The sequence below is a fragment of the Streptomyces sp. NPDC008313 genome, assembly GCF_042956125.1.
In the GTDB taxonomy this organism is placed as follows: domain Bacteria; phylum Actinomycetota; class Actinomycetes; order Streptomycetales; family Streptomycetaceae; genus Streptomyces.
Genome location: NZ_JBIBFR010000003.1, coordinates 364,356 through 387,458 on the forward strand (window position 1 = coordinate 364,356; position 23,103 = coordinate 387,458).

At 72.1% G+C, this 23,103-nt stretch carries 20 protein-coding genes; 7 read left to right on the forward strand and 13 right to left on the reverse strand.

Going from position 1 to position 23,103, the window contains the following annotated elements; genetic code table 11:
* Positions 1–27: 27 nt before the first annotated feature.
* The 3 genes from ACFY93_RS06340 to ACFY93_RS06350 are packed head-to-tail and all read left to right on the forward strand — an operon-like array spanning position 28 to position 2,656.
* A complete protein-coding gene (locus tag ACFY93_RS06340; RefSeq protein WP_391354043.1) occupies positions 28–921 on the forward strand; it encodes a sulfotransferase in 894 nt (297 codons plus the stop codon).
* Entirely contained in the window at positions 918–1,421 is a 504-nt protein-coding gene (locus ACFY93_RS06345) for a hypothetical protein (protein WP_391354045.1), read from the forward strand. Before ACFY93_RS06340 ends, ACFY93_RS06345 begins: the two co-directional genes overlap by 4 nt.
* Entirely contained in the window at positions 1,418–2,656 is a 1,239-nt protein-coding gene (locus tag ACFY93_RS06350) for a glycosyltransferase (RefSeq protein ID WP_391354047.1), read from the forward strand. The genes ACFY93_RS06345 and ACFY93_RS06350 overlap by 4 nt, the downstream gene beginning before the upstream one ends.
* A gap of 39 nt (positions 2,657–2,695) precedes the next feature.
* Here ACFY93_RS06350 and ACFY93_RS06355 read toward each other — a convergent pair whose 3' ends face one another.
* On the reverse strand, positions 2,696–5,071 hold the full coding sequence (locus tag ACFY93_RS06355; RefSeq protein ID WP_391354049.1) for a bifunctional salicylyl-CoA 5-hydroxylase/oxidoreductase: 2,376 nt from the start codon (positions 5,069–5,071) through the stop codon (positions 2,696–2,698).
* A 2-nt stretch (positions 5,072–5,073) separates the two neighbouring features.
* Positions 5,074–5,901, reverse strand: a complete 828-nt coding sequence (locus tag ACFY93_RS06360) for an enoyl-CoA hydratase family protein (RefSeq protein WP_391354050.1) — start codon at positions 5,899–5,901, stop codon at positions 5,074–5,076.
* 199 nt (positions 5,902–6,100) lie between these two features.
* Between ACFY93_RS06360 and ACFY93_RS06365 the strand changes: the two genes are divergently transcribed.
* Positions 6,101–6,556, forward strand: a complete 456-nt coding sequence (locus ACFY93_RS06365) for an ATP-binding protein (RefSeq protein WP_391354162.1) — start codon at positions 6,101–6,103, stop codon at positions 6,554–6,556.
* A gap of 13 nt (positions 6,557–6,569) precedes the next feature.
* Here the strand turns inward: ACFY93_RS06365 and argF are convergent, their stop codons facing one another.
* The 9 genes from argF to ACFY93_RS06410 form a co-directional block, all read right to left on the reverse strand.
* Entirely contained in the window at positions 6,570–7,577 is a 1,008-nt protein-coding gene (argF, locus tag ACFY93_RS06370) for an ornithine carbamoyltransferase (protein ID WP_391354052.1), read from the reverse strand.
* Positions 7,578–7,708: 131 nt separating this feature from the next.
* Positions 7,709–8,938: an arginine deiminase gene (locus ACFY93_RS06375; RefSeq protein ID WP_391354054.1), complete on the reverse strand. Its 1,230-nt coding sequence runs from the start codon at positions 8,936–8,938 to the stop codon at positions 7,709–7,711.
* Positions 8,939–9,171: 233 nt separating this feature from the next.
* Entirely contained in the window at positions 9,172–11,799 is a 2,628-nt protein-coding gene (locus ACFY93_RS06380; RefSeq protein WP_391354056.1) for a polynucleotide kinase-phosphatase, read from the reverse strand.
* Entirely contained in the window at positions 11,796–13,487 is a 1,692-nt protein-coding gene (locus tag ACFY93_RS06385) for a 3' terminal RNA ribose 2'-O-methyltransferase Hen1 (RefSeq protein ID WP_391354057.1), read from the reverse strand. The genes ACFY93_RS06380 and ACFY93_RS06385 overlap by 4 nt, the downstream gene beginning before the upstream one ends.
* 214 nt (positions 13,488–13,701) lie before the next feature.
* Complete coding sequence (locus tag ACFY93_RS06390) at positions 13,702–14,625, reverse strand: TIGR03560 family F420-dependent LLM class oxidoreductase (RefSeq protein ID WP_391354058.1); 924 nt, start codon at positions 14,623–14,625, stop codon at positions 13,702–13,704.
* 100 nt (positions 14,626–14,725) lie between these two features.
* On the reverse strand, positions 14,726–15,202 hold the full coding sequence (locus ACFY93_RS06395; protein WP_391354060.1) for a DUF6099 family protein: 477 nt from the start codon (positions 15,200–15,202) through the stop codon (positions 14,726–14,728).
* Between the two features lie 262 nt (positions 15,203–15,464).
* The gene (locus ACFY93_RS06400; protein ID WP_391354062.1) at positions 15,465–15,797 is read right to left on the reverse strand and encodes a MazG-like family protein; all 333 of its coding nucleotides are present in this window, start codon (positions 15,795–15,797) and stop codon (positions 15,465–15,467) included.
* The gene (locus ACFY93_RS06405; protein ID WP_391354064.1) at positions 15,794–16,990 is read right to left on the reverse strand and encodes an ATP-binding protein; all 1,197 of its coding nucleotides are present in this window, start codon (positions 16,988–16,990) and stop codon (positions 15,794–15,796) included. The genes ACFY93_RS06400 and ACFY93_RS06405 overlap by 4 nt, the downstream gene beginning before the upstream one ends.
* A 242-nt stretch (positions 16,991–17,232) precedes the next feature.
* Positions 17,233–17,622, reverse strand: coding sequence for a cell division protein SepF (locus ACFY93_RS06410; RefSeq protein ID WP_391354066.1), 390 nt, complete (start codon positions 17,620–17,622; stop codon positions 17,233–17,235).
* Between the two features lie 232 nt (positions 17,623–17,854).
* Between ACFY93_RS06410 and ACFY93_RS06415 the strand changes: the two genes are divergently transcribed.
* Entirely contained in the window at positions 17,855–18,655 is an 801-nt protein-coding gene (locus tag ACFY93_RS06415; RefSeq protein WP_391354068.1) for a hypothetical protein, read from the forward strand.
* 85 nt (positions 18,656–18,740) lie between these two features.
* Here ACFY93_RS06415 and ACFY93_RS06420 read toward each other — a convergent pair whose 3' ends face one another.
* Entirely contained in the window at positions 18,741–19,253 is a 513-nt protein-coding gene (locus ACFY93_RS06420; protein WP_391354069.1) for a hypothetical protein, read from the reverse strand.
* 245 nt (positions 19,254–19,498) lie between these two features.
* Entirely contained in the window at positions 19,499–20,140 is a 642-nt protein-coding gene (locus tag ACFY93_RS06425) for a hypothetical protein (RefSeq protein ID WP_391354164.1), read from the reverse strand.
* Positions 20,141–20,671: 531 nt separating this feature from the next.
* Between ACFY93_RS06425 and ACFY93_RS06430 the strand changes: the two genes are divergently transcribed.
* The gene (locus ACFY93_RS06430) at positions 20,672–20,971 is read left to right on the forward strand and encodes a tyrosine-type recombinase/integrase (protein WP_391354166.1); all 300 of its coding nucleotides are present in this window, start codon (positions 20,672–20,674) and stop codon (positions 20,969–20,971) included.
* 60 nt (positions 20,972–21,031) lie between these two features.
* The gene (locus ACFY93_RS06435; RefSeq protein ID WP_391354071.1) at positions 21,032–22,780 is read left to right on the forward strand and encodes an endo-1,4-beta-xylanase; all 1,749 of its coding nucleotides are present in this window, start codon (positions 21,032–21,034) and stop codon (positions 22,778–22,780) included.
* The last annotated feature ends 323 nt before the right edge of the window (positions 22,781–23,103 follow it).

Consider the following 23,103-nt stretch of genomic DNA (forward strand, 5'->3'; position numbering starts at 1 on the left):
CAGATTCCTTACCTAGCGTCGGGCCGCATGAGTCTGATGCGCAGTCTGAACCGGGCGCTCACCGCCACCACGGGCCTGCAGGTACGCAGAGCCGCACCGGCCGCACCCGGAGAGCCGCGGGTCACCGCGGCGAAGCCCGCCGAGCGGCCCGCTCCCGTGTACCGATGTCCCGCCCCGGAGGATCTCGGGACGGACCGGCTGCTGCGGCGGCCGGTCTTCATCCTGTCGCCCGTGCGCTCGGGCTCCACCCTGCTGCGGATGCTGCTCGACGCGCACTCCCGGCTGCACTCCCCGCACGAACTGCACATCCGCCGCCTGGAGGTCGGCTACGGCAGCAAGCTGTCGCGGCGTGCGATGAGCGCCCTCGACCTGGAGCGCGGCGATCTGGAACATCTGCTGTGGGACCGGGTCATGCACCGGGAACTGGTCCGGTCCGGCAAGGACTTCATCGTCGAGAAGACACCGAGCAACGCGTTCGTCTACCGGCGCATCCGGGACTGCTGGCCCGACGCCCGGTTCGTCTTCCTGCTGCGTCACCCCGTCTCCATCGCCCGGTCGTGGCACGAGGGCGACCCGGACAAGCGCACCTACGAGGAGGCGGCCGCCGACGCGCTGCGGTACATGAAGGCCGTCGACAACGCCCGCAAGGGCATCACCGGCGGCCACACCGTGCGCTACGAGGACATCACGGCCGACCCCGGCGAGGAGATGCGCCGGCTGTGCACGTTCCTCGGCGTCGACTTCGAACCGGCCATGCTCGACTACGGCAGGCGCGACGACACGCAGGTGGTCAAGGGGCTCGGCGACTGGCGCGACAAGATCCGCAGCGGCTCGGTGCAGGCCGGCCGCGCGCTGCCCGCCGGGGACGACATCCCGGAGATCCTGCGGCCGATGTGCGTGACCTGGGGTTACGCCTCGTGAAGCCGCATGCCGAGATAGAAGAGGTCTGGCCGCGCGACGGCCGCATCAGGCTCGTCGGACGCCTCGTCGGAGCCGTCTCCCAGGGCTTCGCCGAGCCCGGCGGGAGTGACGGCTGGCACCTGCTGCTGGTGCGCCGGGGCGGCGACGGCCGGAGGCTGCGCTACGCGGCCCGGGTGGAGGACGAGCGCTTCGAGGGCAGCGTGCCGGTCGCCGACCTCGCCGCCCCGGACCTCGCCGCCTCCGCCCCCGCGACCGCCGTCCCCGCGACCACCGATTCCACCGGCGTCGATTCCGCCGGCGCCGAGGAGTGGGACGTCCATCTCACCGACGGCACGGCGAGGTTGCGGGCGGGGCGGCGGCTGGACGACATCCGCGGCAAGAAGCACATCTTGGTCTACCCGGAGCAGCGGGTGCTCGGCGTGAGCGTCCGCCCGTACTTCACCGTGAAGGACAACCTGTCGCTGGAGTGCCGCGGCGGCCGGACGGGGGCCGCCCGGTGACGGACCACGACCGGCGCACACTCCCCAGGGTCCGCTATCTGCTGCTGCACGCGTACGGGCGCGGCGGCACCATCCGTACGGTGATGAACCAGGCCAACTCCCTGGTGGCGGCGGGCTGGGACGTCGAGCTGGTGAGCGCCGTGCGCCGCCGGGACGCGGTACGGTTCCCGCTGGACGCCCGGGTCCGGGTGTCCACCGTCGTCGACCTGCGCGAGGGTGCGCACACCCCGGCCGCCGGGATCCTCGGCGGATGGCGCGAGCGCCGCCGGGGCAGGATGCTCGGCCGGCCGGCGAAGCACATCCCGGCGGGCGAGTTCGGCTACCGGTACTTCAACCGGTACGTCGAGACGCGGCTCATCGCGTACCTGCGCTCCCTGGACGACGGCATCCTCGTGACCACCCGGCCCGCGCTGAACTTCCTCGCCGCCGAGCACGCCACGGGCGGAGTGATCCGGGTCGCCCAGGAGCACATGAACCACGGCACCCACAAGCGTGATGTGCGGCGCCGGATCAAGGAGACCTATCCCCGCTTCGACGCGGTGGCGGTCCTGACGGAACGGGACCGTGAGGAGTACGGGCGGCTGCTGCCCGGCACCCGGGTGGTGCGCATCCCCAACGCCGTGCACTCGCTGGACCAGGTCGCCTCGAACCACAGGTCGAGAATCGCCGTCGCGGCCGGGCGGCTCTTCCCGCAGAAGGGCTTCGACCTGCTGATCCCGGCCTGGGCGAAACTCGTCGAGACGTATCCCGACTGGCAGTTGCGCATCTACGGCAGCGGCGAGAGGAAGGCGGACCTGCGCGCCCTGATCGAGGAGCACCACCTCTACAACCACGTCTTCCTGATGGGCCACACCGACCGGCTCGACGACGAGCTCGCCAAGGCGTCCTTCTACGTGCTCAGTTCACGCTTCGAGGGGCTGCCCATGGTGATGATCGAGGCGATGAGCCACTCGCTGCCGGTGGTCGGCTTCGACTGCCCGACCGGTCCCGCGGACGTGCTGACCCACGGGGTCGACGGACTCCTGGTCCCGCCCGAGGACCCGGACGCCCTCGCCGACGCCATGAGCCGGCTGATGGGGGACGGGAAGCTGCGGGCGGACATGGGGGCCGCGGCGGTCCTGACGGCCGCGTCGTACGGTCCGGACGCGGTCCGCCCGCGCTGGGAGGACCTCTTCACCGGCCTCGACGCACAACGGCAGCGCACTCCCGGCGCCGCGCGAGGACAGCGGGCATGAGCGCACAGCCGGCGGTCGGCCGCCCGGAACCGGGCCGCCTCACGTCCCGAGCGTGAGCCGGGGCCTGGGGGCGTCCGTGCGGCCGGTGCGTGGTCTGCGGCTGCCCGCCCGGTAGGGCTGCGGCCAGACGACGCCCGGCCCCTCGTACCCCTGCTCGGCCGCCGCGTGGAGCGTCCAGTTCGGGTCGTAGAGATGCGGTCTGGCGAGCGCGCACAGGTCCGTACGTCCGGCCAGGATCAGCGAGTTGACGTCGTCCCAGGAGGAGATGGCACCCACGGCGATCACCGGGATGCCGGTCTCGCCGCGGATGCGGTCCGCGTACGGCGTCTGGTACGAGCGCCCGTACTCGGGCCGCTCGTCCGCCACCACCTGGCCGGTGGACACGTCGACCGCGTCGGCTCCGTGGGCGGCGAAGGCCCGGGCGATCGCGACGGCGTCCTCGGCGGTGGTGCCGCCGTCGGCCCAGTCGGTGGCGGAGATGCGCACGGTCATGGGCCGCTCGTCCGGCCACACGGCCCGGACGGAGTCGAAGACCTCCAGCGGGAAGCGGAGCCGTCCCGCGAGCGAGCCCCCGTAGCCGTCCGTGCGGAGGTTGGTCAGCGGCGACAGGAACCCGGACAGCAGATAGCCGTGCGCGCAGTGCAGTTCGAGCAGGTCGAAGCCACAGTCGGCGGCGCGGCGGGCGGCCTCCGTGAACTGCCGCCGGACCATTGCGAGCTGCGCGGCGTCCAGCTCGGCGGGCGTCTGGCTGCGCGGGGTGTACGGGAGCGGCGAGGCGGCCACCAGCGGCCAGTTGCCGTCGTCCAGCGGTTCGTCGATGCCGTCCCACATCAGCTTCGTGGAGCCTTTGCGGCCGGAGTGGCCGAGCTGCACGCCGATCGCGGTGCCGGGCGCCCGGGTGTGCACGAAGCCGGTGACGCGCCGCCAGGACTCGGCCTGTTCCGGGGAGTACAGACCGGCGCACCCCGGTGTGATCCGCCCTTCGGCGCTGACGCAGACCATCTCGGTCATCACGAGTCCGGCGCCGCCCAGCGCCCGCGCGCCCAGGTGGACGAGGTGGAAGTCGCCGGGGACACCGTCCACCGATGAGTACATGTCCATCGGTGAGACCACGACACGGTTGCGCAGGGTCAGACCGCGCAGCCGCAGCGGTGTGAACATCGGGGGCGTCCCGTCCGGGCAGCCGAACTCGCGCTCGACGGCACGGGTGAAGTGCGCGTCCCGCAGCCGGAGGTTGTCGTGGGTGACGCGGCGGCTGCGGGTGAGCAGGTTGAAGGCGAACTGCCGTGAGGGCTGGCCGAGATAGCGGTCCAGGTCCTCGAACCACTCCAGGCTGGCCCGGGCCGCGCGCTGGGTGGAGGCGACGACGGGGCGCCGCTCCTCCTCGTAGGCGGCGAGGGCGTCCGGCAGCCCGGGGTGCTCGTCGAGACAGGCGGCCAGGGCGAGGGCGTCCTCGACGGCGAGTTTCGTACCGGAGCCGATGGAGAAGTGGGCGGTGTGCGCGGCGTCCCCGAGCAGGACGACGTTGCCGTGCGACCAGCGCCCGTTGACGACCGTACGGAAGGAGGTCCAGGCGGAGTTGTTGGAGCGCAGCGGACGGCCGCCCAGCGCCTCGGCGAAGATCTTGGCGCACCGTTCGACGGATTGCCGCTCGTCCGTCCCGTCGAAGCCGGCCGCCCGCCAGACCTCCTCGCGCATCTCGACGATGACGGTGGACGCGTCGGCCGCGTAGGGGTAGCCGTGCAGTTGCATGACGCCGTGCTCGGTCTCGGCGATCTCGAAGCGGAACGCCTCGAAGGCGAAGTCGGCGGCGAGCCAGATGTAGCGGCAGCGGTGCGCGGTCGCCTGGGGGCGGAACACATGGGCGAGCGGTCCACGGGTGGTGCTGTTCACCCCGTCCGCGGCGACGACCAGGTCGTGGGTCCGCGCGAGCAGTTCCGTCGGGGGGGCCTCGGTACGGAAGCGGAGTGCGACGCCGAGGGACCGGCAGCGCTCGTGGAGGATCTTCAGGAGCCTGCGGCGGCCGAGCGCGGCGAAGCCGTGGCCGCCGGAGGTGTGGCGCACCCCGCGGTGCACGATGTCGATGTCGTCCCAGCGCACGAACTCCTCCCGCAGCGCCGCGTACACGACGGGGTCCGCGTGTTCGATGCCGCCGAGCGTCTCGTCGGAGAGCACGACGCCGAAACCGAAGGTGTCGTCGGGCGCGTTGCGCTCCCAGACGGTGACCTCGCGGCGCGGGTCGAGCCGCTTGAACAGGGCCGCGGCGTAGAGCCCTCCGGGACCGCCGCCCACGACGGCGACCCGGAGCGGGCCGGGCGCGGACGGCTGGTCCTCCGGCGGGGCGGACGGCTGGGCGGACGGCGAGGCGGACGGCGGGTCGGACGGCGGGACCGGCCGGGGCTGTGGGGTGGTCACCGCTATCGCCCCCGCCACTTCGGGGGACGCTTCTCGGTGAAGGCCGCGTGGAACTCCGCGTAGTCCTCGCCGTTCATCAGCAGGGCCTGAGTGGCGGCGTCCAGTTCGACGGAGGCGGCGAGGGGCATGTCCAGCTCGGCCGTCAGCAGGGCCTTGGTCTGCGCGTACGCGAGCGCCGGTCCCTCGGCGAGGCGGCGGGCCAGGGCCAGGGCCGCCTCGTCCGCGTGGCCCTCCTCGGTCAGTTCGCTGATCAGGCCGATCCGCTCCGCCTCGGGCGCGCGCACGGGTTCGCCGAGCATCAGGAGCCGGGTGGCGTGCCCGAGCCCGACGACACGGGGCAGCAGGTAGGCCGCGCCCATGTCGCCGCCGGAGAGCCCGACGCGGGTGAAGAGGAAGGCGAAGCGTGCCGAGGGGTCGGCGATCCGGAAGTCGGCGGCCAGCGCCAGTACCGCGCCGGCGCCCGCGGCGACCCCGTGCACGGCCGCGATCACCGGGAACGGGCATTCCCGTACCGCGCGGACGACCTGGCCGGTCATGCGGTTGAAGTCGAGCAGCTGGGACGTGTCCATGGCCAGCGTGGCGCCGATGATCTCGTCCACGTCGCCGCCCGAGCAGAAGCCGCGCCCCTCGCCGGCCAGCACGAGGGCGCGTACGGATCTCTCCCGGGACAGCTCCGCGAGCAGGTCGCGCAGGTCGGCGTAGGCGCCGAAGGTCAGCGCGTTCAGTCGGTCGGGGCGGGCCAGCGTGACCTGGGCGACGCCGTCGGCGATCTCGCACCTGAGGTGCCGCCAGTCGGGCGTGGGGCCGGCCGAGCCGGTGAAGGGACTCATGACGTGCGGCCTCCTCGGGCGGGGGCGGGGCACCGTATGTCTGCTCCACGATGTCTGCCCTTCGAAGTTATCACCCTTCCGTGACTGTCGTCACGAGTGCGCGATAGCCCTGGGCGCCTTTCCACCTCGGCGCGGCCCGCCGAGCCGTCCTGGGGGGTGACGCCGTACCATTCGTGACTTGAGGCAGGACAGCCTGCTGATGAACGGACCCACCTTGTACGAGCACTCCGCCGCCCCCGCTTCCTGGCGCATCGCGCTGCCGCACACGGCCGCCGCGGTGCCCGTCGCGCGTGCGCTGGTCCGTACGGCGCTGGCCGAGCGGGAGCACGTGGCCGACAGCGACACCGCGGAGCTGCTCACCGCGGAACTGGTCGCCAACGCCGTCGAGCACACGGCGGGCCAGGGGCCCATCGAGCTGGTGGTGGAGCTGCTGCCGACCGGCTGCAGGGTCGAGGTGCACGACCCCGATCCGGCGCCGCCGGGCGATCTCACGGTCCCGGGTCCGCTCGGCGAACCGGACCCCTGGCAGGAGCACGGGCGCGGCCTCCTGCTCATCCGCGCCCTCAGCTCGTCCTGCGGCCACCGGCCGACCGGCGCCGGCAAGGCCGTCTGGTTCCGGCTGCCGGTCGTGCCGGCCCAGCGGCGGCCCGTCTAGGGTCTCGTTCGGATCAGGCCAGCGTGGCGACCAGGATCGCCTTGATGGTGTGCAGCCGGTTCTCCGCCTCGTCGAAGACGACCGAGTGCGACGACTCGAACACCTCGTCGGTGACCTCCAGGGAGTCCAGGCCGTAGGCCGCGTGGATCTCCCGCCCGACCTTGGTCCCCAGGTCGTGGAAGGCGGGCAGACAGTGCAGGAATCTGACGTCCGGGTTGCCGGTGGCGCGCAGGACGTCCATGGTCACGGCGTACGGGGACAGCGCGCCGATGCGCTCGGCCCACACATCCTTGGGCTCCCCCATCGAGACCCAGACGTCGGTGGCCACGAAGTCGGCGCCGAGCACGCCCTCCGCCACCTCCTCGGTCAGCGTCACGCGCGCGCCGCTGACCTCGGCGAGCTCGCGGGCCCGGGCCACGACGTCGTCGGCCGGCCAGTAGGCGCGCGGGGCGACGATCCGTACGTCCATGCCCAGCAGGGCTCCGGTGACCAGGTACGAGTTGCCCATGTTGAAACGGGCGTCGCCCAGGTAGGCGAAGGCGATCCCGTCGAGCGGCTTGGCGCAGTGCTCGGTCATCGTGAGCACGTCGGCCAGCATCTGGGTGGGGTGCCAGTCGTCGGTGAGACCGTTGTAGACGGGAACACCGGCGAAGGCGGCCAGTTCCTCGACACCGGCCTGGCTGTCGCCCCGGTACTCGATCGCGTCGAACATCCGGCCGAGTACGCGCGCGGTGTCCTTGACGGACTCCTTGTGCCCGATCTGCGAGCCGGACGGGTCGAGGTACGTCGTGGAGGCACCCTGGTCCGCCGCCGCGACCTCGAACGCGCACCGGGTCCGCGTGGAGGTCTTCTCGAAGATCAGCGCGATGTTCCGGCCCCGCAGACGCGGCGTCTCGGTCCCGGCCTTCTTGGCCGCCTTGAGGTCGGCGGCCAGCTCGACCAGACCGCGGAACTCCTCCGCGGTGAAGTCCAGCTCCTTGAGGAAGTGGCGGCCGGCGAGGGCGGTCGGGACTGTCGCCATGGGGGCGCTCCTGGGGTGCGGATACGGGGGCCGTCGAGGGCGACGACGGGACGCCGACGCGGTGACCATGAAATTCTATACGACCATTAACATTTCTATACAGGCACCCGGTGTCAGGCACCCCCGCTCCCCTACCCGCCCACCGGATCACGCTCGACCGGGCAGCTCATGCACCTCGGTCCGCCCCTGCCCCGGCCCAGCTCGCTGCCCGGGATCTCGATGACCTCGATGCCCTGCTTGCGCAGATGCGTGTTCGTCGTCGCGTTCCGCTCGTAGGCGACGACGACGCCCGGCTCGACCGCGAGGACGTTGCAGCCGTCGTCCCACTGCTCCCGCTCGGCCGCGTGGACGTCCTGGGTCGCGGTCAGGACGCGGATCTCGTTCAGCCCGAGCGCGGCGGCGACGGCCCGGTGCATGTGCTCCGGCGGATGGTCGGTGACCTTCAGCTCCTTCTCCCCCGCGCCCGGCTCGATGGTGTACGAACGGAGCATGCCGAGCCCCGCGTACTGGGTGAAGGTGTCGGCGTCGACCATCGTCATCACCGTGTCGAGGTGCATGAGCGCCCGCCGCTTGGGCATGTCGAGCGCCACGATGCTCTGCGCCGACCCCGCCGCGAACAGCTTGTGGGCGAGCATCTCCACGGCCTGCGGTGTGGTCCGCTCGCTCATGCCGATGAGCACGGCGCCGTTGCCGATCACCAGGACGTCGCCGCCCTCGATGGTGGACGGGTAGTCCACCTGCCCCTGTGACCAGAAGTGGAAGCTCTCGTCGCGGAAGAGGGGATGGTGCCGGTAGATCGCCTCGAAGTGGACCGTCTCCCGCTGTCGCGCCGGCCAGCGCATCGCGTTGATGGAGACGCCGTCGTATATCCAGGCGGACGTGTCGCGGGTGAAGAGGTGGTTGGGCAGCGGCCCGAGCAGGAAGTCGTCGAGATCCATCACGTGGAAGCGCACGGAGGTCGGTTCCAGGTGCGCGTCCAGGAACTCCCGCTTGGTCATCCCGCCGACCAGCGCCGCGGCCAGGTCGGCGGCGGGCATCGTCTCGAAGGACGCCCGGAGATGGTCGGTGGCGAGCGGACCGTACTCCTTCTCGTCGAAGACCCGGTCCAGTACGAGCGTCCGGGCCGCCGGGATCTCCAGGGTCTCGGCGAGCAGGTCACCGAAGAGGTGGACGGTGACGCCCCGGTCGCGCAGCACGTCGGCGAACCCGTCGTGCTCGGCACGCGCCCGGCGCACCCACAGGACGTCGTCGAAGAGCAGGGCGTCCTTGTTGCTGGGGGTGAGCCTCTTGAGCTCGAGATCGGGCCGGTGCAGTATGACGCGGCGCAGCCGCCCGGCCTCGGAGTCGACATGGAATCCCATGACTCCATCCTGACCATCCCGACCCGCGTTCACCCGCCGATCGGACATTCACGCCGCCAGATCTTCGCCGAGCGGGGCGCGGGCCGGGGCGGGGCGCGGGTCACGGCGGGCCGGGCCCGGGGGGGGCAGGCCCCGTGAGTACGCGACAGGTCCGGAGGTGCCGCCGGGCCCGGAGGCACCGTCGGCACCCCCGGACCCGCGCGCACCGCCTCGTCGGAGGGGGCCCGGACTCGTCACAGACGGGGGTCCACCGGTTCCGACTCCAGAGCGAGCACGCCGAACACCGCCTCGTGGACGCGCCACAGCGGCTCGCCCTCCGCCAGCCGGTCGAGCGCCTCGAGACCCAGCGCGTACTCCCGGATCGCGAGCGACCGCTTGTGGTGCAGGGAGCGGCCCCGCAGCCGGGCGAGGTTGTCGGGCCGCGTGTACTCGGGACCGTAGATGATCCGCAGGTACTCCCGGCCCCGGACCTTGACGCCGGGCTGCACCAGGCGGCCCTTCTCGTCGCGTACGACCGCGCCGACCGGCTTGACGACCATCCCCTCGCCGCCGCGCCCGGTCATCTCCAGCCACCAGTCGATGCCCGCGCGCACCGACTCCGCGTCGCCGGTGTCGACGTAGAGGCGGCGGGTGGTCTGCAGCAGACCGCTCGCGTCGTGCTCGACGAGCCGGTCGATCAGCGCGAGCTGCTCGTCGTGCGGCAGCGCGGCCAGGCTGCGCCCCCGCACGGCGAGGATCTGGAACGGCGCGAGCCGCACGCCGTCCAGGCCGTCGGTCGTCCAGCAGTAGCGCCGGTACGCGTCGGTGAACGCCGCCGCGTCGTCCGCCCGGTCACGCTGTCTCGCCAGCAGGTCCGTCACGTCGACCCCGCGCGCGGCGGCGCCTTCCAGGGCGGCGAGTGCCCCCGGGAACACGGCACCGGAGGCGGCTCCGACCGCCGCGTACTGGGTGCGCAGGAGTCCGGCGGCCTTGAGCGACCACGGCATCAGCTCGGCGTCGAGCAGCAGCCAGTCGGTCTCCAGGCCGTCCCACAGGCCCGCCTCGTTCGCGGCGGCGCGCAGCCGGCCGAGGATCTCCTCGGTGACCGCGCCGTCGTCGAAGAAGGGCCGGCCGGTACGCGTGTACAGGGCGCCCGTGGGCCCCGACACGCCGAACCGCTCGCGTGCCACGTCCGCGTCGCGGCAGACCAGGGCCACCGCCCGGGAGCCCATGTGCTTCTCCTCGCACACGACGCGCTCGACGCCGTCCGCCCGGTACTGCTCGAACGCCTCGGCCGGGTGCTCGAGAAAGCCTCCGTCGGCGGCTCCGCCGTCGGCGTCAGGGCGCGCGGTCGCGGTGGGTGCCATCGTCGGCGGCAGGTAGGGCAGCAGTCGCGGGTCGACCGCGAAGCGGCTCATGACCTCCAGGGCCGCCGCCGCGTTCTCCTCGCGGACCGAGACCCGGCCCGCGTGCCGCGTCTCGACCACCCGGCGGCCGTGCACGTCGGCGAGGTCGAGCGGCCGTCCGTCGTCTCCACCGGGTGCCTCGGTACGCAGCGGCCTGGCCGGCTCGTACCAGATGCGCTCGGCCGGTACGTCGACGAGTTCACGCTCCGGCCAGCGCAGGGCGGTCAGCTTGCCGCCGAACACGGCGCCCGTGTCCAGGCAGATGGTGTTGTTCAGCCACGTGGCGTGCGGGACCGGTGTGTGGCCGTACACCACGGCCGCCCGGCCCCGGTAGTCCTCCGCCCACGGGTAGCGCACGGGCAGGCCGAACTCGTCGGTCTCGCCGGTCGTGTCGCCGTACAGCGCGTGGGACCTGACCCGGCCCGAGGTGCGCCCGTGGTACCTCTCGGGCAGGCCCGCGTGGCAGACGACGAGCCGTCCGCCGTCGAGGACGTAGTGGCTGACCAGCCCGTCCACGAACGCCCGCACGCTCGCGCGGAACTCCTCGCTCTCCTTGTCGAGCTGCTCCACGGTCTCGGCGAGTCCGTGGGTGTGCTGGACGTTGCGGCCCCTGAGGTGGCGGCCGAGCTTGTTCTCGTGGTTTCCGGGCACGCACAGGGCGTTGCCGTCCGCGACCATCGACATCACGCGGCGCAGCACGCCGGGTGTGTCCGGCCCGCGGTCGACGAGGTCGCCGACGAAGACGGCCGTCCGGCCGTCCGGGTGCGCCCCGTCCACGTAGCCGAGCTTGCCGAGCAGTGTCTCCAGCTCGGACGCGCAGCCGTGGATGTCGCCGATGATGTCGAAGGGGCCGGTGAGGTGGGTGAGGTCGTTGTACCGCTTCTCGGTCCTGATCCCGGCGCTCTCGATCTCCGCCACGCCCCGCAGGACGTGCACCTTCCGGAACCCCTCACGCTCCAGGTGGCGCAGGGAGCGGCGGAGTTCGCGGATGTGGCGCTGGATCACGCGGCGCGGCATGTCCGCGCGGTCGGTGCGCGCGGCGTTGCGCCGGGCGCAGACGTCCTCGGGCACGTCCAGGACGATGGCGACGGGCAGGACGTCGTACTGCCTCGCCAGCTCGATCAGCTGCCGGCGGCCGTCCTGCTGCACGCTGGTGGCGTCGACGACCGTACGGCGACCGGCGGCGAGCCGCTTGCCCACGATGTAGTGCAGGACATCGAAGGCGTCGCGGCTGGCGCTCTGGTCGTTCTCGTCGTCGGCGACCAGGCCGCGGCAGAAGTCGCTGGATATGACCTCGGTGGGCTTGAAGTGCCGCCGCGCGAAGGTCGACTTGCCCGAGCCGGAGGCACCGATCAGCACCACGAGGGAGAGGTCGGTGACGGGCAGGACGCGAGCGTTGCTCGTCGGGTCGGTCTCGGCCCGGTCGGTCTCCGTCCGGTCGGTCTCCGTCCGGTCGGCCTTGGTCTCGTCCGTCATGCGGTCTTCGCCTCCTTCGTGGCGTGAGTGGTGTGAGTGGTGTGAGTGGTGTCCCTGGCGCGGGTGGTGCCCGTCGCGCGGCCGGTGTCCGTGGCGGCCGCGTTCATCGTGAACGTGGCCATCTGGGTGGGCGGCCCCACCTCGGGGTCGTCCGGGCCGACGGGCGTGAACTCCACGTCGTAGCCGTGGCGTTCGGCCACCGTCCGCGCCCAGGCGCGGAACTCCTCGCGCGTCCACTCGAAGCGGTGGTCGCCGTGGCGGACGTGTCCGGCGGGGAGGGACTCCCAGCGGACGTTGTACTCGACGTTCGGCGTGGTCACGAGGACGGTCCTGGGGCGGGCGGAGCCGAACACCGCGTACTCCAGCGCGGGCAGCCGCGGCAGGTCGAGGTGTTCGACGACCTCGCTGAGCACGGCGGCGTCGTACCCCTTGAGCCGGTTGTCGGTGTAGGCGAGCGAGCCCTGGAGGAGCCTGACCCGCGCGGCCTGCCGCTCGCCCATGCGGTCCAGCTTGAGCCGCCGGGCGGCGACCGTGAGCGCGCGTATCGACACATCGACACCGACGATCTCGGTGAACCGGACGTCCTTGAGCAGCGCCTGCACCAACTGGCCCTGTCCGCAGCCGAGGTCGAGCACGCGGCTCGCCCCGGACGCGGTGAGCGCGGCGACGATGGCGTCACGCCGGGCGACCGCGAGCGGCACGGCCTGGCCGCCGCCGTCCGGCAAGGAGGCGGAGTCGGGCCCTGCTTCGGCCCCGGGACCGTCGGCGGCTTCAGTCGCCGCCCGCGCCCCTATCTCCGTCCCCGTCGCTGTCTCTGGCCCCGTCGCTGTCTCTGTCTCGGCCCCTGTCTCCGGCAGCTCGTCGTCGGCCGGCTGGTCCGCGACCGCGTTGTCGATGTCCTCGACCGCGCTGTCGTCGGCCTCCGCGAGCCGTACGAGTTCCATCCGCTCCATCGCCTCACGGGTCAGCGACCAGCGCCTGGCGAGGTAGCGGCTGGTGATCAGCTTCTGCTCGGGGTGGTCCGGCAGCCAGCCCTCGCCCGCCCGCAGCAGCTTGTCGACCTCGTCGGACGACACCCAGTAGTGCTTCGCGTCGTCGAGCACCGGCAGGAGTACGTAGAGGTGCCGCAGGGCCTCGGCGAGGGTCAGCTCCGTCGCCTCCAGAACGAGGCGTACGTATCGCGAGTCCCCCCACTCGGGGAACTCCGCGTCCAGCGCGACGGGCTCGGCGGCGACCGTCCAGCCGAGCGGTTCGAACAGCGCCCGCACGAGGCCGGCGCCCCCGCGTGCGGGAAGTACCGGAATCTCCACGCGGAGCGGACGCGGCAGCCCGGCCAGCTCGGGCCGCGCCTTGCACTGACCCTTCAGCGCGCTGGAGAACACGTTGCTCAGCGCCACGGCGAGCAGGGAGGACGCCGCGTAGGGGCGGTCGTTGACGTACTGCGCGAGCGTGGCGTCCGGAGCGCCGCCGCGTCCCTTGCCCTTGCCCCGCCGGACCAGCGCCACGGCGTCGATCTCCAGCAGCAGCGCGACCGTGCACCGCTCCGGGCCCGCCTCCGGATACAGGACGTGGGCGGTGCCGTAGGCGGTGGAGAACGCCTGCGCCTTGTCGGGATGCTTGTGCAACAGGAAGCCGAGCTCGGTCGCGGGACGTTCACCGGTACCGGTGGTGCTGATCGTCAGGAACACTGGGCATGCCTCGTTCGGGTGTGGATCGGGGGCCGTACGGTCCGTCGGCCGCCGCGCGGCGCCGCTTCACCGGCGCGCCCGACCAACGTACAGAGAACACCTGCGCGACACCCGGCAATATTCGCCGGTCACGGGCGGGCGCGAGCGCCCCGGCCTGCGGGTTCGGGGCGCTCCTCCCGCCCGGGCGGACCCGGCCGGGCCCGAACGGGAGCCGTCAGGACAGCTGCGACTGGACCCGGGTGGAGATCAGGTCGAGGTGGTCCAGGTCGTGCAGGTCGAGGACCTGGAGGTAGATCCGCCTGCTGCCGATGGCCTCGTACCGGCCGATCTTGTCGACGACCTCGTCCGGGGAGCCCGCCAGGCCGTTGGCCTTGAGGTCGTCGACGTCACGGCCGATGGCGGCGGCACGGCGGGCCACCTCCTGGTCGTCCTTGCCGACGCACGCCACCAGCGCGTTCGAGTAGGTGAGGGCGTCGGCCGCGCGTCCGGCCTGCTCGGCGGCGGCCCGCACCCGGCCGAACTGGCGCTCACTGTCCTCGATCCCGGCGAACGGGATGTTGAACTCGTCGGCGTACTTCGCCGCCAGCCGCGGAGTGCGCGTGGCTCCGTGGCCGCCGATGAGGACGGGCACCTTCTCCTGCGCGGGCTTGGGCAGGGCGGGCGAGTCCGTGAGGTCGTAGTGGGTGCCGTGGTGGCTGAACGTCTTGCCCTTCTCCGTCGCCCACAGTCCGGTGACGATCGCCAGCTGCTCCTCCAGGCGGGCGAACTTCTCCTTCGGGAACGGGATGCCGTACGCCTTGTGCTCCTCTTCGAACCACCCCGCCCCCAGGCCCAGTTCGACCCGGCCCCCGGACATCTGGTCGACCTGGGCGACCTGGATGGCGAGGACGCCGGGCAGCCGGAAGGTACCGGCCGTCATCAGGGTGCCGAGCCGGATGCGGCTGGTCTCGCGGGCGAGTCCGGCGAGGGTGATCCAGGCGTCGGTGGGGCCGGGCAGTCCGTCCCCCGATCCCATGCTGAGGTAATGGTCCGACCGGAAGAAGGCGTCGAACCCGAGGTCTTCGGTGGCCTTCGCCACGGCGAGCAGGGTGTCGTAGGTGGCCCCTTGCTGGGGCTCGGTGAAGATTCGAAGATCCATGCCCCCATCCTGCACGGTCGCACACCGCCCGACCGCGCGGACCGCTCCGGGGGCCGCCCCTCAGCCCCCTCCCTCGGCCCCGCCCCTTCAGCCCGCCTCTTCAGCCCGCCGCGGCGTCCGGCTCGGGGACCGCCTGCTCCCGTGCCGCGAGGCGCCGCAGCATCTCCAGGACCCTGTCCCGGGACTCGTCCGCCGCGTCGATCGCCTCCATGCACTGCCAGTACGTGCCCTGGTCGTCGGAGGCGCAGGCTATGCCGACGAGCGCGATGCTGACCTCGCCGAGCAGCCCGCCGAGGCACAGCAACGCCTCTCGGGCGTCACCCAACTCCGTGAGCTGCGCGGCCCGCAGGGCGTCCACCTCGGGCACCGGCACGTTCAGCACGCCGCAGCCTCTGCCCGCCAGCTCGGTCAGGCCCAGCGCCTCCCCGCGTAATTCGGGCGGACCCGAGACGGCGAAGCGGCTGCCTATCGCCTGCGCGAGAGCCTGAGCCTGCCACGCCTCCCTCATCGCCTCCGGCGTGTCGCCGCTCTCCACGAGGGCCTGCCTGCTCGCCTCGATGAGCCGCACCGCTTCCATGCGCTGCCCCCGTCTGCCCCGACGCACCCACCGGCACGTCTGCCCGAACTCCACCGTCCACTACCCAGAGTGAAGGCACGCGGGACGAAAAGCTAGAGGAAGCCCGAAATTTGTGGACAGATATTTCACCGCAGTCGCCTTGATGGCTACGGACAGTGATATGTGGGTGATGTCGTGCGGCGCCTCACCGCCCGCCGGAGTGCCGTCCTCCACCGGCCCTGGCGGCCCCCGCCGCCCGGTCGCCCCGGTCGCCTCGGTCGGCTCAGGGCGCCTCCCCCGCCGGGAACCTCCGCTCGTTCCGGTCGATCTTCGCGTCGAGTGCCGCGAGGGGGTCGACGCCGAGCACCGTGCAGAGCTGGAACAGATACGCCAGGACATCCGCGATCTCGTCCGTCACCCGGTGGGCGGTCCCGGGCCTCTCCATCACCTTCGACGACTGCTCCGGCGTCAACCACTGGAAGATCTCCAGGAGTTCGGACGCCTCCACGCTGAGCGCGGCGGCCAGGTTCTTCGGTGTGTGGTACTGCTCCCAGTCCCGCGCGGCCGCGAACTCGGCCAGTCGGCGCTGCAGTGTCGCCACGTCCAGTTCTGTCACGGCCCCAGGTCTACCACTGTGACCCCCGCAGTCCCCGCGGCCCAGGAGGCGTCAGCGACCGCGCCCACCAGCCGGATGTGTCCGCGCCCGCACATCCGCACCGCCAGCCCGACGAGTTCCCGCGTCTGCCGGGCATCCAGACCGCGGTCCAGTCCGTCCGCGAGGACGGTGAGGGTCTGCAGGGCCGCCGGGACCTCCCCGGCGGGGTCGACCTCCAGCACCCCCGGCCCGGTGAGCAGCACCAGGGCCAGCGCGAGATACCGCAGTTCGCCGTCCCCGAGCAGCCCCAGCGGCGTACGGACGCCGTCGCCCCGGTCGAGGACGGCGTGCACCCTTCCGTCCCCGGGGGACAGCGCCAGCAGATCCGCGACCTCGCCCGCGCAGCCGGCCCGGACCGCCGCCACCAGCAGCCCGTGCCGTCGGCCGCACTCCGCCCGCGTGCGCCACAGGACCTCGGCGAGGTTGTCGCAGCCGCCCAGCAGCCGCCCCGCGCCGAGGCGGACGCCGGTCCGCATGCGGGCGGGGCGGGGGTCGCAGGCGAAGACGGACCGCAGCGCGACGACCATCTGCTCGGCGGCGGCGAGGACCCGGCGTTCCCCGGCCGTCCTCCCGGCGACACGCAGCGGCAGCAGAGCCGTGCCCAGGCGGTCGTCGGGGAGCGGTCCCCTGGTCACCGCAGACGAACCCGCCGATCCCGCCGATCCCGTCGCGGAGCCCGCCGAGCCCGCCGAACGCCAGGCAGCCTGCACGAAGGGGCGGCCCGGGTCGCGCAGGGCGGTCTCCAGGAGGACGTGCCCGCCGGACGACAACCGCTCGCCGACGATGCGCAGTTCGGGCTCGGCCTGTACGGCGACGTCGAGGCGCACGGGACCCTCGGGCCCGTTGGCCGTACAGCCGATGCGGAATCCGCGGCGGCCCTGCGCGTCCGGCCGGGCCCGCTCCGGAACGCAGGCGGCCGGGTCCGGGAACACGTCGGCGAGCCCGGCGCCGCCGCCGAGCCGGGCCAGCGCCTCGTAGGCCCGCAGCGCGGTGGTCTTGCCACTGCCGCTGGGCCCGGAGAGGAGGGTGAGCGGGCCGAGCGTGAACCCGGCGTTGCGGTGTCCGGCGAAGGCGGTCAGCCACAGCGCGCCGACGCTGGGGCGGTCGTACCGCGCCTCGGCCGACTCGGGGGCGTCCAAGGACGACACGGTCATATGCGGACAGTAGACGCCCGGAATCGGGCGAACCGTTCCGTCCGCGCGGCCTTCCCACCATCGAGCGACCCCCGGGACCAGGGGTTACGCGGCTCACCACCGCGATGTCCCTCAAGGAGACCCACGCGACCCTTCGCGGGCGACCACCGCGACCCCTCAGGGCCGCTCGTCACCGCGCCCGCCCCGTTCCGGGCCCCGACGGCCCCGGCCCGCCTGTCTGCCTCTCTGCGAACCGCCCCCGATCACACGCCCGGAATCCCCGCTCCCTCCATCAGCCCCCGCACCTCGGTGCCGGGCGGTGTCAGCAGGAAGACGTTGCGGTCGACCCGGTGCATCCCGCTGGCCAGCCCGAAGACCACGCCCGTACTGAAGTCCAGCACCCGCTTGGCGACCTCGGTCTCCGCGCTCGTCAGATCGAGCAGGACCGGCACCCCCGCCATCAGGGTCTCGGCGACGTCGCGGGCGTCGGCGAAGACGTTGACCCGCAGGACCACGAAGCGGCGGCGCGCCTCGGTCGCGGCCTCGGGTATCGACCGGTGGTTGACGGCCGAGGGCCATGCGTCCCGGCCGCGCAGCGGAACGACCTGGGCGAGCCCTTCCCATTGTTCATCGGTGACGTCGTGGCTGTTCACTGACCCACCCCGTCCTGGCTCGCACTGATTGTCTGCACCGGGCAATTCTTACGCATGGTCACCTGTTCGGCTCAACAGCGACACGGTCCGCGACCGTCGGCGCTCTTTCGCGGCCCGCCGAGAGGGCTGCCGACGGGGCCGCCGCCCGGAACGATGAACGGCACATTACGGTGGAGCCCGGGTCGCACGCGCACGGGGCGGGGCGAGGCAGGACGGGGCAGGACAGGACGAGATGGGGCGCACGCAGTCGCGTGTCTCCCCCTCCGCCTCCCCCTCGGCCTTCGTCTCCGCGTCGTCCGTGCACAGTCGTCGTCAGGGGGAGTCGATGAAGTGGTTCAAGCAGGACCGATCGGGCCGGGAGCAGACGGAGCGCGGGCGAGCGGACCGGCAGGGGGACGGGAGCGCGCGGGAGTTGTCAGGGGTCGTCAAGACCGGTGACGCCCCGCCGGAGGCGGCCCCGGCGCTGCTCACGGCGGGTGGCAGGACCTTGCAGCGAGCCGACGGCGACAGCAGCCAGGTCGTACGCCTGACGACCGGTACCGGGCCCGTCATCCTCGACATCACCCATCGCGCCGGGGGGCGTTTCGTGGTCGACGCCCTGGACCAGCGGCTGCATTCCGAAAGTCAACTCGTCTACACCGACGGCCCCTTCGCGTGCCGTGCCCTCGTCAACGCGGACGACAGGCCGGTGCGGGCGCTGCGCATACAGGCGGACGGCCCCTGGACGGTGGAGGCCACCGAGGTCTCCAGCGCCGTGACGCTGGACGGCCACGCACACCGGGACGCCTCCGACGTACTGCGCTACGAGGGCGGCCCGGCGATCGCGAACCTCCGCTACGAGGGTGACGCGCGCTCCGACGACGGCGGCTACTTCCTGGTCGACACCTTCGAGCCCACCGGAGACGGCTTCGTCGACGAACTGGCCAACCACGTCGGCCGCTGGCAGGGCGAGGCCCCGCTGACCGGCCCCTGCCTGATCTACGCCCGCTCGGACGGGCCCTGGTCGATCGGCGTGGAGGAACTGGCCCCGTGACGAGACAGCGGCGCGCGGCTCCGGCCCCGTGAGCCCGGTGTGATCCGGGGACAGAGGGCAGCGGGCAGCGGGCAGGGGACAGGGCTTAGCGGATGACGTTCACGTGCGTGCCGGACGGGGCGAAGTTCCAGAGGGCCTCTCCGTCGGCGGCGTGTTCCCGGATCGCCCCCGTGTCCAGTCCCGGACTCGGCCGGGGGGACGCGCCGTCGGTCGCGTTGGAGAAGGCGACGGACACACCGGACCGGTTGGCGAAGTAGACGATGTTCTCGACCTGCACGCCGTCCGTGCCCTGCGCCTCCTCGCGCCGGAAGGAGACCGCGTAGGCGCCCTCGGCGGGGTTGACGGTGCCGGGCCAGACCTCGAAGGAACGGCTGACACTCCCGTCGGCGGCGACCAGCCACACGCGGCGCTGCCTCAGCGAGTACACGACTCGCTTGCCGCTTCCGGAGTCCGCCGGCAGCGCGGCCCGGGGCTCCTTGCCCGGCCCGTCCGAGCGCTTGGCGCTCGGCGAGGCGGAGGGTGCGGTGACGGACTTCCCGGGGTGCGTCCCCCGGTCGGCCCGCACGGCGAAGTAGGCCACGATCACCAGAGCGCCCATAGTCAACGCGGTGACCCAGACCGATGTGGGAATTCGGCGTGCAGGCACTCGGGCGGGTCTCCTCAACTAAGGCGCGCAGCAAGGGAATACGGCCAGCCTTCGACATGAACCCTTGCCTGCCGCGACCGCGCGAACATCCTACAGTCGCACCGATGGCCATCGCCGTGTCCGCGCTCGCGTCCGCCTCGCCGTGGTGCCCCGCCCGCGTGGTGCCCCGCCCGCGCCGCCGTCGGTGCCCGCGCCGGTCACGCCGGGACGGGTACGGCGGTGGCCGGCGTCAGCACTCGGCGCGCGTTCCGCATCCGCGCCGGGGACGCCGACGGGATCACCGCGAGCGCCGGCAGCACCGAGGCCACGGGCGTCACCGGCCGCACTGACCTCACCGGCGTCACCGGCGTCACCGGCGTCACCGGCGTCACCGGGGCGACGGGAATCACCGAAGCCGCCGAGGCCGCCCGGGTCGCCGGGCGTCGGGTCCGGGCGCCTGCGAAGACGAACAGGCGCAGCACCAGGAAGCGTCCGACTCCGGCGAGCCCTGCGGCACCGAGGTAGACGGCCTGGTCGCAGAGCACCCCGGCGGACGGCCGCACCAGGTGCAGTACGAGCATCGCCGCGCAGGTCACCACGTAGGCGGCCGTGGCCGAGCCCGCGGACTGCATGTGCTCACGCCAGGCCGCCCGGCGGCCGGCACCGAAGGTGAAGCGGGCGTGGAGTTCGGTGCACAGGACCGTGGAGGCCACCGTCATCAACGCGTTGGCCACCGTCCAGGGCATCAGTCCGGCGAGCAGCGCCACCGCGGCGCTCGAAGCGACACCGACCCCACCACCGCACAGGACGAACCGGGCGAAGGAGGCGAGAGGGCCGGGAGCACCGGTCGTCCGGGGCACGCCCGCGCCGTCGGATTCCCCCGCGGCCCCGCTTCGCGCGGCGAGGTCGCCGTGCACCGCGCTGCCGCCCCACGCCGCGAGGTCGCCCCGCGCCGTGCGCGCCGTCTCCGGCTTCGACGAGAGCTGCGACTTCATGGCGGTTTCCTTCCGGCGAGGGCGACGACGAACCCTTCGGTCAACGTGGTTCATACGATGCCGTCTTCGGCCCGCCGCCACGAGGACGTCCGCCCCCGAATCGGGGGTGGGGCTGTCCCCACCATGGGAGTCGGGCCCCCTCCACCCACCAGGGGTGACCCCCTGCTCGAATGCGCCGCGTGACGTCTGTGGACCCGGGTGATCGCCGTGAACCCCCGGACCTGCCGGCCCTTCTGGAGCGGCTCTACGACGCGGTTCCCCGCTCGGGGGCCCGCACCGGCGTCGCCGCCTCCGGACTCGCGCAGTTGGACCAGGCGGCGCGCGAGCGGACGGACGACGGTTCGGTGGCTCGCATGGCGGACCGCGTCCGGGCCGGTCTGAACCGGGGTCCAGCGCCTGGACTCGCGCTTCGACGCCTACCGGGACGCCGCCGGCCTGGAACCCGCGCTGGAATTCCATTCGCTACGCAGGTCCTACCCCACCCATCTGATCGAGGACGGCCACGACCCGTTGTTCGTCCAACAGCAGGTCGGCCACGACCATGCCTCCACCACCGCGATCTGCACCCGCGTCTCCTCCGGCTTCCGCACCCGTTCCCTGCGACGCGTACGCCTTCCGCGCAGGCCGCGACGATCCGGGCCGCTCCGCCACACGAACTGGGACGTGCCGCACAAGGCCGCCGTACCTCATGTGTGATGAACTGTGGCCCGGTTTCGAGAGGTTGATCTTGTCTCGAACAAGAGAGTCGGAGGGACCGTGAACCTTGGTGGGGGGACGTGGCAGCGGCTGACCGCCGTGGTGCTCGTCATGGCGGTGGCGGCCGGGTGTACGGGGCAGGGCGAAGGCGCGGGCGGCGGAAACGACGAAGACCTGCTGCGGAACCACGACTGGACGCAGATGCCGGGCACCACCGCGCGGAACGACATCCTGAGCGTCAGCGCATTGGATCGGCACATCGTGGAGCAGGACTCCTCCGGCGGCCGGCCCAACCCCCCGCTGAACCTGGCCGGCCCGCATCTTGAGTCCGATGGCGACTTCACCGTCACCGCGCGCATGTCCGGTGTGGGTGACGATGACGGCGGCTCATGGCTGCGGCTGTACGGACGGGTACCGGTCATCTACGACGAGTGGCGGCAGGAGCGGCCCTCACTCCGCGTCGGCGTGACCGCCGACGGACAAGTGAAGATACAGATATGGGACGGCGAGAGCGATGAGCCGGCCACCTCCAAGGAATTCGACTGCGGCTGCTCTGGAACGGTGACGCTCGCCGTGTCGAGCATCGGTGACACCTTCCGCGTGAAAGCCGACGGGCGGCGGCTGGGAACCGTGCATGACCCGGGGGTGTTCGCCGAGGGCACTGTCTGGTTCGGTCTGGAGGCGGACGCGGGCGACAACGAGCGCCGCGAAGGATGGCGTCTGACGCAACTGTTCGCGCGGGCGGAGAGCGGTGACTCGCTCCGCGTGATCAAGGCGCCGCAGCTACGCCAGGAGCAGTCCGACGACTCGCTGCGCGCGCGGGCCGCAGACGTGGGGCGGCCGTTCGACGTCGGCACCGCCCTGGCCGAGAACCCGCTGCTCACCGACTCACGCTACCGGGCGCTCGCGGGGAGCCAGTTCTCCATGCTCACTCCGGAGAACGCGTTCAAGCCACAGTTCCTCCACCCACACCGGGGCGTCTACGACTTCCGCGACGCGGACCTACTCGTACGCTTCGCCCGCGCGAACGACATGAAGGTGCACGCGCACACCCTCGTCTGGCACGAGGCTCTGCCCGACTGGATGCGGGAGAACGACGACCCCGAGGAGGTGCGCCGGACCATGCTCCGGCACATCGCCATGGTCGCCGGGCATTTCAAGGGAAAGGTCGCGGAATGGGATGTGGTCAACGAGCCCATGTCCGACGACGAGGAGAGCTACACCAACGGGGATCTCGGTCTGCGCTCCGAGCAGAGCCCGTGGTTCGAGGCCATGGGCGAGGAATACATCGACGAGGCGTTCAGGGCCGCCCACCGGGCCGATCCGAAGGCACGGCTGTTCCTCAACGAGTACGGGGTCGAGGAGGAAGGCGAGCGGTGGGACGCCCTCTACGACCTGGTCGAGCGGCTCAAGGCACGCGGCGTACCGATCGACGGCGTGGGTTTCCAGAACCATGAGTACGCACCCGGCGACCGCATCGACCCGGAGACCTTCCGCAGCCATGTGCGGGATCTGGCGGAACTCGGGGTTCAGGCGCGGGTGTCGGAGATGGACGTCCCCATAGGTGAGGACGAGGAGGACGGGCGGCAGACCCAGGCCGATGAGATGGCGGGCAAGCTGCGAGTCTGCCTGGAGGAGCCGAACTGCACGTCGTTCTCCACATGGGGATTCACTGACCGGTACGGTTCCACCGCCGACACCAAGATCTACCCTCTGCGCACGGCCGATTCCCTGCCGTGGGACGCGGCCCTGCGGCCGAAGCCGGCGTACGAGCGCCTGCTCGAGGCCTTTGACCTCGCGCGTTCATGAAGCGGGCTGTCCGGCAGGCGGTCAGGCGGTCAGGCGGTCAGGCAAGCGAAGCGAAAAGTGCCTCTGAACAGCGAGAATGAGGATCACTGAGGTCCTTGTTCCCGCCCCTGTCGGAGGCACTTTCCAGGTGAAGCGGCCTCCCGGGCCCTGCCCCCATGTCCGTGTCCGGGACGACGGCCGAGCGGTGGTCTCGCAGGCCGCTTCGGTCCTGCTGGTCGAATCCGCCCCAGATCGGCGAGTGATCGGCGGAATACACGACTCCCGAACATGCGACGTCACCAGTCCCAAGGCCGGCTTCCGTCGCTCGGAAGGAGCGGGTCTTC